13 protein-coding genes are annotated in these 13,532 nt (G+C 62.0%); 3 read left to right on the top strand and 10 right to left on the bottom strand.

Features of this window, described 5'->3' with window-relative positions:
* Positions 1-78: 78 nt before the first annotated feature.
* Positions 79-1,296: a cystathionine beta-lyase gene (metC, locus tag P2869_RS28265; RefSeq protein ID WP_277598677.1), complete on the bottom strand. Its 1,218-nt coding sequence runs from the start codon at positions 1,294-1,296 to the stop codon at positions 79-81.
* Between metC and P2869_RS28260 the strand changes: the two genes are divergently transcribed.
* A complete protein-coding gene (locus P2869_RS28260) occupies positions 1,278-1,745 on the top strand; it encodes a hypothetical protein (RefSeq protein ID WP_277599935.1) in 468 nt (155 codons plus the stop codon). The two genes, metC and P2869_RS28260, sit on opposite strands and share 19 nt — an antisense overlap.
* A gap of 6 nt (positions 1,746-1,751) precedes the next feature.
* Here P2869_RS28260 and P2869_RS28255 read toward each other — a convergent pair whose 3' ends face one another.
* Together P2869_RS28255 and P2869_RS28250 are read right to left on the bottom strand one after the other, a co-directional pair.
* Positions 1,752-2,399 (bottom strand): protein phosphatase CheZ, encoded by a 648-nt coding sequence (locus P2869_RS28255; protein WP_277598676.1) that lies wholly within the window; start codon positions 2,397-2,399, stop codon positions 1,752-1,754.
* Between the two features lie 136 nt (positions 2,400-2,535).
* On the bottom strand, positions 2,536-2,865 hold the full coding sequence (locus tag P2869_RS28250) for an EAL domain-containing protein (protein ID WP_277598675.1): 330 nt from the start codon (positions 2,863-2,865) through the stop codon (positions 2,536-2,538).
* A gap of 970 nt (positions 2,866-3,835) precedes the next feature.
* Here P2869_RS28250 and P2869_RS28245 point away from each other — a divergent pair.
* Positions 3,836-5,509, top strand: a complete 1,674-nt coding sequence (locus tag P2869_RS28245; RefSeq protein ID WP_277598674.1) for a methyl-accepting chemotaxis protein — start codon at positions 3,836-3,838, stop codon at positions 5,507-5,509.
* Positions 5,510-5,525: 16 nt separating this feature from the next.
* Positions 5,526-6,068, top strand: a complete 543-nt coding sequence (locus tag P2869_RS28240; RefSeq protein WP_017775014.1) for a chemotaxis protein CheW — start codon at positions 5,526-5,528, stop codon at positions 6,066-6,068.
* An 89-nt stretch (positions 6,069-6,157) separates the two neighbouring features.
* Here the strand turns inward: P2869_RS28240 and P2869_RS28235 are convergent, their stop codons facing one another.
* Genes P2869_RS28235 through P2869_RS28205 form a run of 7 tightly spaced genes read right to left on the bottom strand, consistent with a single transcriptional unit; the run spans position 6,158 to position 13,528 of the window.
* Positions 6,158-7,234 carry a chemotaxis response regulator protein-glutamate methylesterase gene (locus P2869_RS28235; RefSeq protein WP_277598673.1) on the bottom strand — a complete coding sequence of 359 codons (1,077 nt, stop codon included), beginning with the start codon at positions 7,232-7,234 and terminating at the stop codon, positions 6,158-6,160.
* Positions 7,235-7,246: 12 nt separating this feature from the next.
* Positions 7,247-8,056 carry a protein-glutamate O-methyltransferase CheR gene (locus P2869_RS28230; RefSeq protein ID WP_126876991.1) on the bottom strand — a complete coding sequence of 270 codons (810 nt, stop codon included), beginning with the start codon at positions 8,054-8,056 and terminating at the stop codon, positions 7,247-7,249.
* Positions 8,057-8,114: 58 nt separating this feature from the next.
* On the bottom strand, positions 8,115-10,136 hold the full coding sequence (locus P2869_RS28225) for a methyl-accepting chemotaxis protein (RefSeq protein WP_277598672.1): 2,022 nt from the start codon (positions 10,134-10,136) through the stop codon (positions 8,115-8,117).
* 52 nt (positions 10,137-10,188) lie between these two features.
* Positions 10,189-10,722, bottom strand: a complete 534-nt coding sequence (locus P2869_RS28220) for a chemotaxis protein CheW (protein WP_277598671.1) — start codon at positions 10,720-10,722, stop codon at positions 10,189-10,191.
* Between the two features lie 18 nt (positions 10,723-10,740).
* A complete protein-coding gene (locus tag P2869_RS28215; protein WP_277598670.1) occupies positions 10,741-12,813 on the bottom strand; it encodes a chemotaxis protein CheA in 2,073 nt (690 codons plus the stop codon).
* Entirely contained in the window at positions 12,810-13,226 is a 417-nt protein-coding gene (locus P2869_RS28210; RefSeq protein ID WP_277598669.1) for an STAS domain-containing protein, read from the bottom strand. Before P2869_RS28210 ends, P2869_RS28215 begins: the two co-directional genes overlap by 4 nt.
* Positions 13,160-13,528 carry a response regulator gene (locus P2869_RS28205; protein ID WP_017775021.1) on the bottom strand — a complete coding sequence of 123 codons (369 nt, stop codon included), beginning with the start codon at positions 13,526-13,528 and terminating at the stop codon, positions 13,160-13,162. The genes P2869_RS28210 and P2869_RS28205 overlap by 67 nt, the downstream gene beginning before the upstream one ends.
* Between the last annotated feature and the right edge of the window lie 4 nt (positions 13,529-13,532).

Below are 13,532 nucleotides of genomic sequence, written 5' to 3'. Positions count from 1 at the left end.
CATGAATATGTTTTCCGGAAAATGGTTCGTTTCCCTGAACTTTCGTGAGGCCGGTTCGCATCCGTTTCTACAGCAGACTCAAAGCTGCGCTTGCGCGTTGCGCAACGCTTCGCGCATGTCGGCGATGAGGTCGTCAACGTTTTCCAGGCCAGCGTGGATCCGCAGCACGTGGCCGCGGTGCGGCCAGGGGCGCACGGACCGGCGCAGGACAGGCTCGGACAACAACGCCAGGCTCTCGAAGCCGCCCCACGAAAGCCCGATGCCGAACAGTCTGAAGCTGTCCATCAGGGCCGCGAGCGCGGCACGTGGCATCGGCTTGAGCGCGACGCCGAACAGTCCGCTCGCGCCCGTGAAGTCGCGCGTCCAGAGCTTGTGGCCCGGATCGTCGGGCAGCGCAGGATGCATGACGCGCTCGATCAACGGATGCCCGACCAGACTCTGTGCGAGTTTCACTCCATTGGCCCAATGCTGCCTCAGACGCACATCGAGTGTCCTGATGCCGCGCAAGGCGAGATAAAGATCATCCGGGCCTGCGGTCTGGCCGCAGTCGTGCGCACCCTTCGCCAGAGTGGGCCATGCGGCTTCGGTTGCTGTCGCTACACCGAGTAATGCGTCCGAGTGGCCGACGATGTATTTCGTTGCGGCCTGAATCGAAACGTCCACGCCATGACCCAGCGCGTTGAAATAGAGCGGGGAAGCCCATGTGTTGTCCATGATTACCGTTGCGCCTGCGCTCTTGGCGACCTCGGCCATAGCCGGAATGTCGAGAACCTCGAAGGTCCATGAACTTGGCGACTCGACGAAGACGACGCGTGTATTCGGTCTGAAGTCTGCGCGGATACCGGCGCCCGCCAGCGGGTCGAAGAAAGTCGTTTGGATACCGAACCGTGTCAGCACGTTCTCCGCGAACTGACGCGTCGGTCCGTATACGGCGTCGCTCATCAGCACGTGGTCGCCGCTCCGGACGAATGCCAGCAAGCTCAGGGCGCACGCGGACAATCCCGATGGGAACACGATGCTGCGATAGCCGCCTTCCAGGTCCGCGACCACCTGTTCGAAGGAGCGTGTGGTCGGCGTGCCGAAACGTCCGTAAGACGCTGTGGGATTGCCGGGCTCCTTGCGGCTGTCCCATTCGGCAAGCGATGCGGCGACCACTGTCGATCCCCGATGAACGGGCGTGTTGACCATCCCCGAGAAACAGGCGGGATTCCGCCCGCCATGGACGAGGCGGGTTTGCACAGAAGATTTGCTTGCGTGGACAGCCATGCGTTTCCTTGTTGAGTCTGAAGCCCGCACGCGAGCAACCGGCGAGCGACTGCCTGCCAGCAGCCGTGCTCGCCCGGCTCCCACATATCGGACAGTGCGGTCGATGGAGGAATCATATCGCTCTGACAGGAGAAGCCAATTTCAATATTTTTTATAGCTTCGCCGCTTTGGAGAATTTTTTTCTAGCTGCTGGGCGCGCCGATCAACATGCGGTCGTCCCAAACGCGGCGCCCACGTTGTTGCTGAACGCGATGCCTGCCTCGACGGGCACGGCGAGTGACGTCGACGTCGTGCTGATCAGCGATGGCGTTCCGCCGTTGCCCACCTCCACCCTGTCCGCGAACGTGAGCGAAGCGGACCGAAACCGATGGTTCGAGGGTCGCCTCCTGCAACGCGACATGGATGGCACTGCAGTTTCGGCAATGTCGGAAGATGCGAGCGTGAGTGCCGCTTCTGCGTTTGAATTGCGCCGTATGTAACGGCAGTCAGAACCCGAGGCTTGCGAGCAGATCGTCAACCTCAGATTCGTTCAGTTTTTCCAGCGCCGGGCGCTCACGTTGCTGAGATGGTTCGCCCCCTATCGATGGCTGAACCTCACCCGACGCAGCGATGCGCGCAAGCGTTTCAGGCGCCACGTTTTCGAGCAGCACGGCAAGCAGTTCCCTTTCGATCACAAGGATGATGTCCAGGACTCTGCGGATCACTTGTCCCCCCAGATCCTGAAAGTCCTGCGCCATGAGAACTGTGAGCAATTGGGTATTGGTCGAACTGGCCGTGTCCGACACCTTCGAGAGGAATGCCCTCGTGTCGTTCAACAGACGAGGCACCTTGTCGCCTCCGCCAGGCACGGCGTACCACTGCGCCCATCGGGCGCACAGCGCTGCGGCCAGTTTCTCCAGCTCATCCTGAAGCAGTCTGGCCGAGTCGATCGCGTTCAGCGTGCAATCGGCACGCTGCTCGAAAACAGAGGCCACGTATTGAAGACCATCGCGGGCTTCGGGTACCACCTCTGCGGCAAGCAGCACGCGCCTGTCGAGACCGAGTTCGCGCAGCGAATCGTGCAGCACGCGAGTCAACTGCCCAACCCGGGAAAGCGTCCGTTCGTTCGCTTGAGCATCGGCAGCGCCTTGCATATGAGTCTCTATTGACGGTTTCATTTCTACATCGCGCTTTCGCCGCGACATCAAGAATTTTTCGGATTGTCACCCAGGCATCGCCGCGTCTGGACGTTGCCCATGGCGGTTGGCGGATTTCGACGCTAACACATCGTTATCCCTCGGCGAAAGAAACGGCCATTACCTGCGCCTCGTCCGTGTCCCGCTTTCCGGAACGCATGCCCGTTGGCACGACATCTACAAGATTGCATGACGCAAGAACGCGGTGGAGGTCACGCTCCGGTTTCGGCTCGCTGAACAGATAACCCTGAACTTCGTCGCATCGTTCGATGCCAAGCAGTCCAAACTGGGCAATCGTCTCCACGCCTTCAGCCGTGCTGCCTATGCCGAGACTGCTACACATGCCCGTGACAGCGCGTACGACGGCGAGTGATTCAGGCCGCTGCTCAATCCCGCTCGTGAACGCCCGGTCGATCTTTAGCATGACACTCGCTTTCCTCTTGTTCGAAGCGCCACCCGCCAGGCACTTCAGCAATTCCTGGATGAACGGCGCTTGCGATTACATCGACAGCAGCGTGTGGAGCCCAAAAAAAAGCCCGCCGTGGCGAGCCGAACCATATCTATGGAGATATGGAGGAGACAACCCTTCAGAAGATGCAGCGCTGGTGGATCGGAATCTCCCACACAGCCAGATGCACCTGATTATCAGGAGACCATCCGGAAACAACTTGACGCATATCAATTGAGACGAACGTGACGCAGGAGGGGCATCTGATGGCTGGCCAGCCCGGAAGCGGCACTCCAGTGACTGTGCTCCGTGAGGAAACACTGACAGCGCGCCGGCCGTAGGGGCTACGCGGCGGCCAAGCAGACGATCATGAGCCACGCGGCACGAGACCTCATCGATCTGGAGGGACTTTCGAGACGGAACGTTCCAACCGAAACCTCTCGCGCATTAGCTTGAGAGACGCTCTGGTTGTCTCGCAAACCCATCCTGCCGCCGTCCATAACAGCGCAAGCCAAACGTGGCGGCACTTTCCCGCAACTCGCTTGTTTTAACCCGTTAGACCATTTTCAATAAAAAGGCGAGCGCACAGGACGTACTAAAGGAGGGCGCGTCCAATTTGCCGTTTTTCAGCCTCGCCTGATTATTTTCCTTATTGAAATTGTAATGATGCAGATTGCATTTCGAGCGGGGAAAAGGTGTCAATACGATCGCCTCTGACGCAACGGCCAGGGAATTTGCGCAAACACAGGTGGTAAATTATTCCTCTCCAGGCGTTACAAAGAATTTTCCGGATCAGGGATTAAGGCGTAGTTGTCTCTAACCGATATCCACGTTTATACGCGGGGCTCGCATGACCGAGATGAGCGTGATGCTCGCGATTTAATCCGTCCCCGAAGTCGCGACTGACGTAAGCCCTGCTGAATCCCTTTTCCAAGGACACTTTCATATGCTTGGCAATATCAGGATAGGCATCCGCCTTGTAGCCGCCTTTCTCGTCGTCGCTTCGGCCAGCGGTATCGTTGGCATGGTAGGCATCAGCAACGCCGGCAAGATCAACGATCTTGCCGATCACATGTACAGCAACGAAGTGCTCGGCGTGTCTTACATCAAGGAAGCCAACATCGACCTGATTTACATCGGACGAGCTCGCGGCAACGCGCTGCTGGCTACCACGACGGAAGAGCGCGCGAAGTATCTCGACATAATGAACAAGTCGGTCGACTTGTTGAAAAACAACATGGACAAGGCGCGCCCGCTCATGACCTCGGAAAAGGGCAAACAACTGCTGAACAGCTTTTCCCGAACCTGGGACGCCTACCTGCGCGACCAGGCGACGCTCGTCACGCTAATCAACGCGAGCAAACTGACCGCGCGCGATCCCGCGCTCACGGCGGCGATGGCAACGGTGCGCGAAAAGGCCACCGTGCTGGACGACACAATGACCGACCTCGCTCAGGTGAAAGAGGCCGCCGCGAAGCAGGCATCCGAAGACACCACCGCGCTGTACGAGCAAAGCCGCTCGCTGATGATCGGCACGATTGCGGCTGCTCTGGCGTTGGGCGTGCTGCTCGGCTTCCTCATCAGTCGCGGCGTCAGCAAGCCGCTGAGGCAGGCGTTGGAGGCCGCCAACCGGCTCGCCGAGGGCGACCTCACGGTTCGCATCGAATCGAAGAACAAAGACGAGGTCGGGCAACTGCTGCGGGCGATGCAAAACATGATCGCGAGGCTGTCCAACGTGGTTGGCGAAGTCAATAGCGGGGCGGAGGCACTGGCAGGCGCGGCCGAGGAGGTCAGCGCGACCGCGCAATCGCTGAGCCAGGCTTCGAGCGAACAGGCGGCCGGCGTCGAGGAGACGAGCGCGTCGATCGAACAAATGACGGCATCGATCACACAGAACACCGATAACGCGAAAGTGACCGACGGTATGGCGCAGCAGGCCGCGAAAGAAGCCGCGCACAGCGGGGAAGCGGTCAAGGCAACGGTCAGCGCCATGAAGCAGATCGCGCAGAAGATCGGCATCATCGACGACATCGCTTATCAAACCAATCTGCTGGCGCTGAACGCCGCCATCGAAGCGGCGCGCGCGGGCGAACACGGCAAGGGCTTCGCCGTGGTGGCGGCCGAGGTGCGCAAGTTGGCCGAGCGCAGCCAGGTGGCCGCGCAGGAAATCGGCACTGTGGCGGGCTCGAGCGTCGAACTGGCCGAGAAGGCCGGCGCGCTGCTCGATTCGATGGTGCCCAACATCAAGAAGACCTCGGAACTGGTGCAGGAGATCACTGCCGCGTCGGAAGAGCAGTCGTCCGGCGTTGGGCAGATCAACGTGGCGGTCAGCCAGTTGAGCCAGACCACGCAACAGAACGCCTCCAGCTCCGAAGAACTGGCAGCGACCGCGGAGGAGATGAGCAGCCAGTCGGAGCAGTTGCGGCAGGCAATGACGTTCTTCCGCCTGGCAGCGGGTGCCAGCACGACGCGCGCGAGCGATGCCGGCAGCGCCCGCAGCTCGACGGCGCACACGCGTGCGCGCAGCGCCGCAAAGCCGGCCGGCGGCCTGGCGTTGGCGCCTGGGCTCGCGTTCGTCAGCACGGAGATGCCCGACGAATCACAATTCGCGAAGTTCTGATGGGGGGAGCCGGATCATGAATCAGACTCCCGCTTCTGCCGAACCGCGGGCGCAGGTCAACGCGCCCGAGACCGTGGACATCGCCGAGCCAGCCCAGGTGCTGACTTTCATGCTGGCCGGCGAAGCCTACGGGCTTGGCATTCTGTCGATCAAGGAAATCATCAGCTACACGGCGATGACAACCGTGCCGATGATGCCGGCGTTCGCGCGCGGCGTCATCAATCTGCGTGGCGCGGTGGTGCCGGTCATGGATCTGCTGGCGCGCTTCGGCAAGCCCTCGTCCGAGGTGACGAAACGCACGTGCATCGTCATTGTCGAAGTGCAGGTTCAAGGCGAACGGCAGGATATCGGCATCGTGGTCGATGCTGTCAACGAGGTGCTCGATATCCCGGCCTCGGACATCGAACCGCCGCCCGCGTTCGGCTCGTCTGTCCGAACCGAGTTCATTCAAGGCATGGGCAAGGTGCGCGGCCGGTTCGTCGTCCTGCTCGCCTTGCAGCACATGATGTCGGCAAACGACATTGCTGCGCTCCAGAGCGCGGCCGAAACCGCACATTGAAATAGCAGGCACCATCGAGCCGCAACGGTGAATGCCGTTGCGGCTCGATGCGCTTACACGTTGAAGTGGTGTGCCGCGTCGCGCCGCGCTCAAGCGCGGTGAGCTTGCACCAGCACGATTTCCTGACTGATCGCGGATAACGGGATGACCTTGTCGACGCCACCGCGTTTGATCGCTTCCCGAGGCATGCCGAACACGACGCAGCTTTCTTCGTCCTGCGCGAGCGTACGTGCGCCGGCGACATGCATCTCGGCAAGCCCGGCCGCGCCATCATCGCCCATGCCGGTCATGATGATTCCGAGCGCACTGCGGCCCGCGCTGCGGGCGACCGAGCGAAAGAGCACGTCCACCGAGGGGCGATGACGATTGACGAGCGGCCCGTCGATGACGTCGACGAAATGTTGTGCGCCGCTGCGCCGCACGGTCAAATGCTTGCCGCCGGGCGCGATCAGCGCGCGTCCTTGCGTCACGCGATCGTTCGGCTCGGCTTCCTTGACCTCGATCTCGCAAATCCGGTTGAGACGCTCGGCAAAAGCAGCCGTAAACTTTTCCGGCATGTGCTGCACGACTACGATGCCGGGGGAGACGCGCGGTAGCGCCGTCAGTACGACTTCGAGCGCCTGAGTGCCGCCCGTCGACGTGCCGATTGCCACAATGCGTTCGGTCATTTGCGACAGCGCGCCCGGCATGCCCGGCGGCAGCACCACATCCGCCGTATGTTTCGGGACCGGCACGGCCGGGGGATGCCGGCGGGCGAGCCGTGCCGCATTCACGCGCGCTGCGGCGCGAATCGTCGTGGTCAGCTCGTCGGCGGCTTCCAGCAGAAACTGCTTCAGACCCAGTCGCGGCTTGGCGACTACCGACACGGCGCCTGCCGCCATGGCGTCGATGGTCGTGCGGGCGCCCTTTTCGGTGAGCGTGGAACAGATGACGACGGGCGTCGGCCGTTCCGCCATGATCTTCTTCAGGAACGTAATGCCGTCCATGCGCGGCATCTCGACATCGAGCAGGATCACGTCCGGCCAGCCGTGCGCGAGACGGTTCATCGCGGCGATCGGATCCGGAACCGCATCCATTACCTCGATGCCGGCCGCTGTCAGCATGCCGGAAACCACCTGTCTAACGACAGCGGAGTCGTCCACGATCAATACGCGGATTCGAGTCATCGGCGCCTCCCCTCAATGCCCGGCGCGGCCGGGTTTGCGAAAGATCGAAGGGGAAACCGGGATCAGGTCGACCCCGAGATCGTGCAGGCTTTCCGAGTGCCCGATACAAAGATATCCGTCGGGACGCAATAGCGATGAGACGCGCTGAACCACCTCGCGTTTCGTCGCCGCGTCGAAGTAGATCATGACGTTGCGCAGGAACACCACATCGAAGCGCCCCAGATCGGGCAATGGCGCGACAAGATTGGCCTGTGCGAAACGCACCTGTTGGCGCAGCCCGCGTTCGACGAGCAGCGTTCCTTCTTGTGCACCCGTTCCGCGCAGGCAAAACCGTTTCCGGTAATCGACCGGCATCTGGCGCGCGCGAATATCGGGGTAATGCCCGCGCTGCGCGGCCTGCAGCATGCGTGTGCTGATATCTGTGCCGACCACTTCGAAAGGCCGTCCCGCAAGCCGGTCGGCCAGCACCATGGCGATGCTGTATGCCTCCTCTCCACTGGAGCAGGCCGCACTCCAGGTGCGGAACACCGGTGCCCGGACTTCGGATGCAACCGTGCCCAGAAAGTCGAAGTGCTTAGGTTCGCGAAAGAAATAGGTTTCGTTCGTGGTCAGCAAATCGATTGCGATCTGCCGCTCTGCGCGATGCGCGTCGCTGGAAACCAGCGCGAAGTACGCGCCGTAGCTGTCGAGCTGGCAGGCCCGCAGGCGCTTGGCCAGCCGGCCGCTGACGAGTGCCTTCTTTGCCGGCGCAAGACTGATTCCCGCTGCATCGAAGATGAATGACTGGAACTGCCTGAACTCGGAATCGGTGATGGTTTCCATCTGCCCTCGCTATTGCGCGTCGTCCGGCATGCGGCAGAGCGCATGCCGGTGGCGCCGATCAGTAGGAAACGAACTGCGCTTCGTCGAGATGGAACGCCGGCTCGTCGTCGCTCTCGTGCGCCGCATGCAGCGGCATCTGGCGGAGCGACGCGCGAGGTTTGGCGATCGTGGCGACGGGCGCTGCCGGGGTGCGGTGTGCCGCAGCGGGGCGGATGGTTTTACCGGAACGAATCTTGAAAAAGCTCATCGTCTGCTGCAGTTGCGTGGTCTGGGTATTCATCGTTTCCGCCGTCGCAGCCAGTTCTTCGGAGCTCGAAGCATTTTGCTGAGTGGTTTGACTCAGTTGCGCAACAGCGCTGTTGATCTGGTTGACGCCCGCGGATTGCTCTTCGGACGATGCCGTGATTTCCTGCACGAGGTCGGACGTCTTGCGGATGTTCGGCACCATCTGGTCGAGCAGATGTCCCGCCTTTTCCGCGAGTTCGACACTCGAAGCCGCCACGTTGCCGATTTCCTGCGCGGCCACCTGGCTGCGCTCGGCCAACTTGCGCACTTCGGCCGCCACCACGGCGAAGCCCTTGCCGTGTTCGCCCGCGCGCGCCGCTTCGATGGCGGCATTCAACGCCAGCAGATTGGTCTGGTAGGCGATGTCGTCGATGATGCCGATCTTCTGCGCGATCTGCTTCATGGCGCCGACCGTCGCCCTGACTGCATCCCCGCCTTCGTTCGCTTCGTTGGCTGCCTTGCTCGCCATACCGTCGGTCACGCGCGAGTTCTCGGTGTTCTGAGAGATCGATGCGGTCATCTGCTCGAGCGAGGCACTCGTTTCCTCGACGCTGGCGGCCTGCACGCTGGCGGCTTGAGAGAGTGACTGCGCTGCCGCGCTGACTTCTTCCGACGCGTTCGCCAGCGACATCGCTCCGCCGTTGACCTCGTCCACCACTTCGGCCAGCTTGGTCGCCGTGCTGTTCACGCTCTCGCAAAGCGCCTTCAACTGCCCTTCGAACGCGGTGCTGGCCGTTTGCGTCAGGTCGCCGCCTTCGATGGCCTTGAGCACGCGGCTCGCCTCGTTAAGCGGCTCGATCACGGCGTCGAGGGTCTGGTTGATGCCTTCCACGATGCGACGGAAATCGCCCTGGTGCGCGCTCGCATCGGCGCGCGTTTCGAGCCGGCCGGCGCGAGCCGACGCGACGAGCGCGGCCGTGTCGGTGATGAGCGCCTTCAGATTGCGGCGCACCTGCTCGATCGTTTCGTTTATGAACGCCTTCTTGCCGGGGAACTGTTCGAGCGGCGCTTCGAAGTTGCCGCGTCCGAATTCGGCCACGCAGGCCATCGCCTTTTTCTTCACCGCGATGTGCCCGCCGACCATCTTGTTGATGCCGTCGGCCATGGAGCGGAACGCACCGTCGAAATTCTCGGAGGCGATCATCACGTCTATATCGCCCTTGTCGTGCTCGGCCGACATCCTGTTCATCTCCGCGATGATGCCGTTCAGATTGCGGCGCACCTGTTCGATCGTTTCGTTGATGAACGCCTTCTTGCCGGGGAACTGCTCGAGCGGCGCTTCGAAGTTGCCGCGCCCGAATTCGGCCACGCAGGCCATTGCCTTTTTCTTCACCGCGATGTGGCCGCCGACCATCTTGTTGATGCCGTCGGCCATGGCACGAAAGTCTCCCTTCACATGGGAGAGGTCGATCGTCACGTCGATGTCACCCTCGTTGTGACTCTGCGACATCCGCGTGAGCTCGTCGTTCAATGTGCGCAGCGTGGTTCGCGTTTCGTCGAGCGCGGCGATGAGCGCATCGCTCGCCAGGTGCTCGTGGGGCGTCGCGACGTTGACCTTGCCGGACGCGATCTCGAGCGCCATCTGGCGCGCGAGCGCGATGCGGCGTGCCGCGGCGCGGTCGAATGCCGTGCAGGCGACGACGGCGGCCAACCCGATAGCGATGGACAACCCGATCGTGACGACCGGCGGCAGAGCATGCAATGCGCCGAGGATAGCGATGATGGCGAGTGCAATTGCGCTCGTTGACGCGCACAGCCAGAGGCGGCGCGAGGCGAAGGAATGGCTGGAGTTCATGATGTTTCCTGGAAGACGGGCGAAAGCGAAGAGCGGATTCAATACAGCGGTTCTATGCGAGCGCGGAGGCTGCAAGCTGCCGCTCTCCTGCGAGCGCGGCCAGTTCGTCGATCGCGAGAACGTCCTCGACGGAAAGCAGAATCACAAAGCGATCGCGCACCTTCGCCATGCCGGCGATGAAATCGGTGCGCATTTGCGCGCCGAATGCCGGCGCGGGTTCAATGTCGCTCGCTGTGATGTCGAGCACTTCGCTCACCCCATCGACAACGACGCCGATCACGGGAATTTCACTGCTCGTGCCCAACTCGACGATGACGATGCAGGTGCGTTTGGTAACAGGCGTGGGCTGTCGCCCGAAGCGCGCCTGCAGATCGACGACCGGCACGACGGCGCCGCGCAGATTGATGACGCCCCGCACACAGCGCGGCATCATGGGCACCGGCGTCACCTCGTGGAATTCGATGATTTCCTTGATGGTCAGAATGCCGATGCCGAACATCTCCCCGCCAAGCAGAAACGTGAGGTATTGCGCCAAGCGCTGTGCTGCGTCCGGCGAGGGGATCTGGGGCTGTGTCAAGCGAGTCATGGGGCGGGTCCTCAGGGCCTAACAGGTTGCGAGAGCCGGGCTCCCGGAGTTCGACCCCATGGGTCCGGCCATTGCCATCAAATCGGCGATGTCGAGAATCAGGGCGACGTCGCCGCTACCAAGGATGGTCGAGCCGCTCACGCCGCGCACTTTGCCGAACACCTTCGACAGCGGTTTGATGACGGTTTGCCCTTCGCCCAGGAGCCGATCGACAAGCAGACCGAAACGTTGCCCGGCATGCTTGACGACGACGATGTTCGGGCGCGAACTGACCGGACCCTCCAGTTCGAAACGCTCACGCAGCCGAATGAAAGGCAGCACCTGCCCACGCAGATCCGTGTAGTCATGCACGCCGCTCGACGAGAATTCGACGCACTCCTCGACGGTATCCAGCGGCAGGATGAAGATCGAATCGCCGACGCAAACCTGAAAGCCGTCGATGATGGCGAGCGTGAGCGGCAGCCTCACCGAAATCGTGGTGCCGAGCCCCGGGCGGCTATCGATGCCGATGCTGCCGCGCAGCGCGTTGATGTTGCGCTTCACCACGTCCATGCCGACACCGCGCCCCGACAGGTTCGTGACGCGTTCGGCGGTCGAAAAGCCCGGCTCGAAAATGAGCGCATAGACTTCGTCGTCGGAGAGTGCGGCATCCGGTGGGACGAGCCCGCGCTCCACTGCCTTCGCGAGGATGCGATTCCGGTCGAGCCCGCCGCCATCGTCGCTCACTTCGATCACGATAGAGCCGGAATCATGGAAGGCATTCAGCGTCACCGTCCCTTGTTCCGGCTTGCCGCGCGCGCGGCGAATGTCCGCCGGCTCTATGCCGTGGTCCATCGAATTGCGAACGAGGTGCGTCAGCGGATCGCCAATCTTTTCGACCACCGTCTTGTCGAGTTCCGTGTCCTCTCCCTCGACGATCAGATCGATGCGCTTGCCGAGTTCCTGCGCGACGTCATGCACCACGCGGCGAAAGCGGTTGAACGTCGCGCCGATCTTGACCATGCGCAGCTGCAGCGCGCTGTCCCTCACTTTCTGGATCAGGCCATTGAGCGTTGCCGCGGATTCGCGCAGCTCGGTGTTCTGCGTCTTGCGTGCGGCAAGCTCCGTGCTTGCCGATGCCGTAATCAGTTCGCCGACGAGATCGATCAGGTGGTCGAGCTTGTCCGCGTCAATGCGAATCGAGTGTGAGTCGGCGGATTTGTTCTCGCGCGCGGCGCCGCTGCTGCGCGCAGGCGCCGCGGCGGCAGCCGTTGCGCTCTGGCCCGGCAAGGCGTCCTCCACCCTCGAGACGGCGTCGGCTGGCGATTCGGCCACCGGCTGCATCGGTGCGGCCGGTGGCATTGCGATTTGCTCGCTATCGGTCTGGATTTTCAGCTCGCAGTCCTCACGGACGAACTCGAATGCCCCTTCGATAGCTTGCCGACCCGCGTCGCTGAGCAGCTCGATTTCGAACCCGAGAAAACAGGCTTCGGGATCGAGCACGTCGAGCGACGGAACGCGGTCGCCATTCGCGCACACCTGGGTGACCTCGCCGAGCCGGGCGAGGTAGTGGATGATCGAGAGCGGGTCCATCCCGTTGCGCAATACGGGCTCGCCGCATTGCAGCGAGACAAGCCAACGCTGCATGCCTGATGCCGCGACCGCTTCAGCACGGTCGTCCGTTGCGATATCGGACTTCGGTTGCGCCGTATGCTGCGGCGCCGAGAGATAGCGGCCCAGCGCATCGACGAGCGGCTGCGCCTGTGCGAGCAGCGCCTCGTCTGCGCAATTGCCTGTTTCCGCCGTGAGCTCCACGAGCAGGCCGATGTGATCGCCGCACGAGAGCAGCAACGAGATCAGTGATTCATCGATGCCGATCTCGTTGTCCCGTACGCGGTCGAGCACGCTTTCGACCACATGCGTGAACGCTACGATGCCGTCGATGCCGAAGAGTCCAGACGATCCTTTAATCGTATGCGCCGCGCGGAAAACGGCGTTGATTTCGTCGCCCGGGTCGGCGCTCTCGCGCATGCTGAGCAGGCCGCTTTCCATCATCCCGAGCAGCTCGCGGCTCTCGGCGATGAAGGTCTGCAGTGCGTCGTCGATATTCATAAAGCTTGCTCCTGAAGCGCCGAAAGCGTTTGGGCCGGCGATTGCGCCTGCGTCAGTGTCTGGGGCAGGCCGAGCAGCGCGAGTGTCGTTAGCACGACATCACTTGCAGCGACGAATTCACAGACCTGTTGGCGCTCCGCGGCACGGCGCTGCGCGGCGATGAGCAGTTGCACGCCGGCGCAGTCGATCTCGAGAACGGCCGACAAGTCGAAGCGCACGCAGCCGCTGCGCTCCAGCGCATCGAGCATGAACTCCTTGAGTTCCGCGGCGTGATAGATCGTCATCGGCACGTCGATCGGCGCGGTATAGGTGGCATCCATCGCAATGACTCCGGCTTCTTCGCGATTCAAGGCAACACCAGCTTTTCGACGGCGGCGAGCAATTGAGGCGGCTGAAACGGTTTGACGACCCATGCCTTGGCGCCGGCCAACTGACCTTCCCGCTTTTTCGTGTCCTGGCTTTCCGTGGTCAGCATGACGATCGGCGTGAACTTATAGGCGGGCATCTGCTTGACCGCCTTGATGAAGGCGATGCCGTCCATGTTGGGCATGTTGAGGTCGCTGATCATCAGATGAACCTTTTGTCCATGCAGCTTCGTCAGTGCATCTTTGCCGTCACATCCTTCAATGACTTCGTAGCCCGCGCCTCGCAGCGCGATCCCGACGACTTGCCGTACCGACGCGGAATCGTCGACGATCATGATGGTCTTAGCCATGGTG

It is taken from the genome of Paraburkholderia sp. SUR17 (assembly GCF_029536165.1).
Lineage (GTDB): Bacteria > Pseudomonadota > Gammaproteobacteria > Burkholderiales > Burkholderiaceae > Paraburkholderia > Paraburkholderia kururiensis.
Note: the sequence above shows the minus strand (reverse complement) of the source record. Positions and strands in the feature narration are given on the sequence as shown.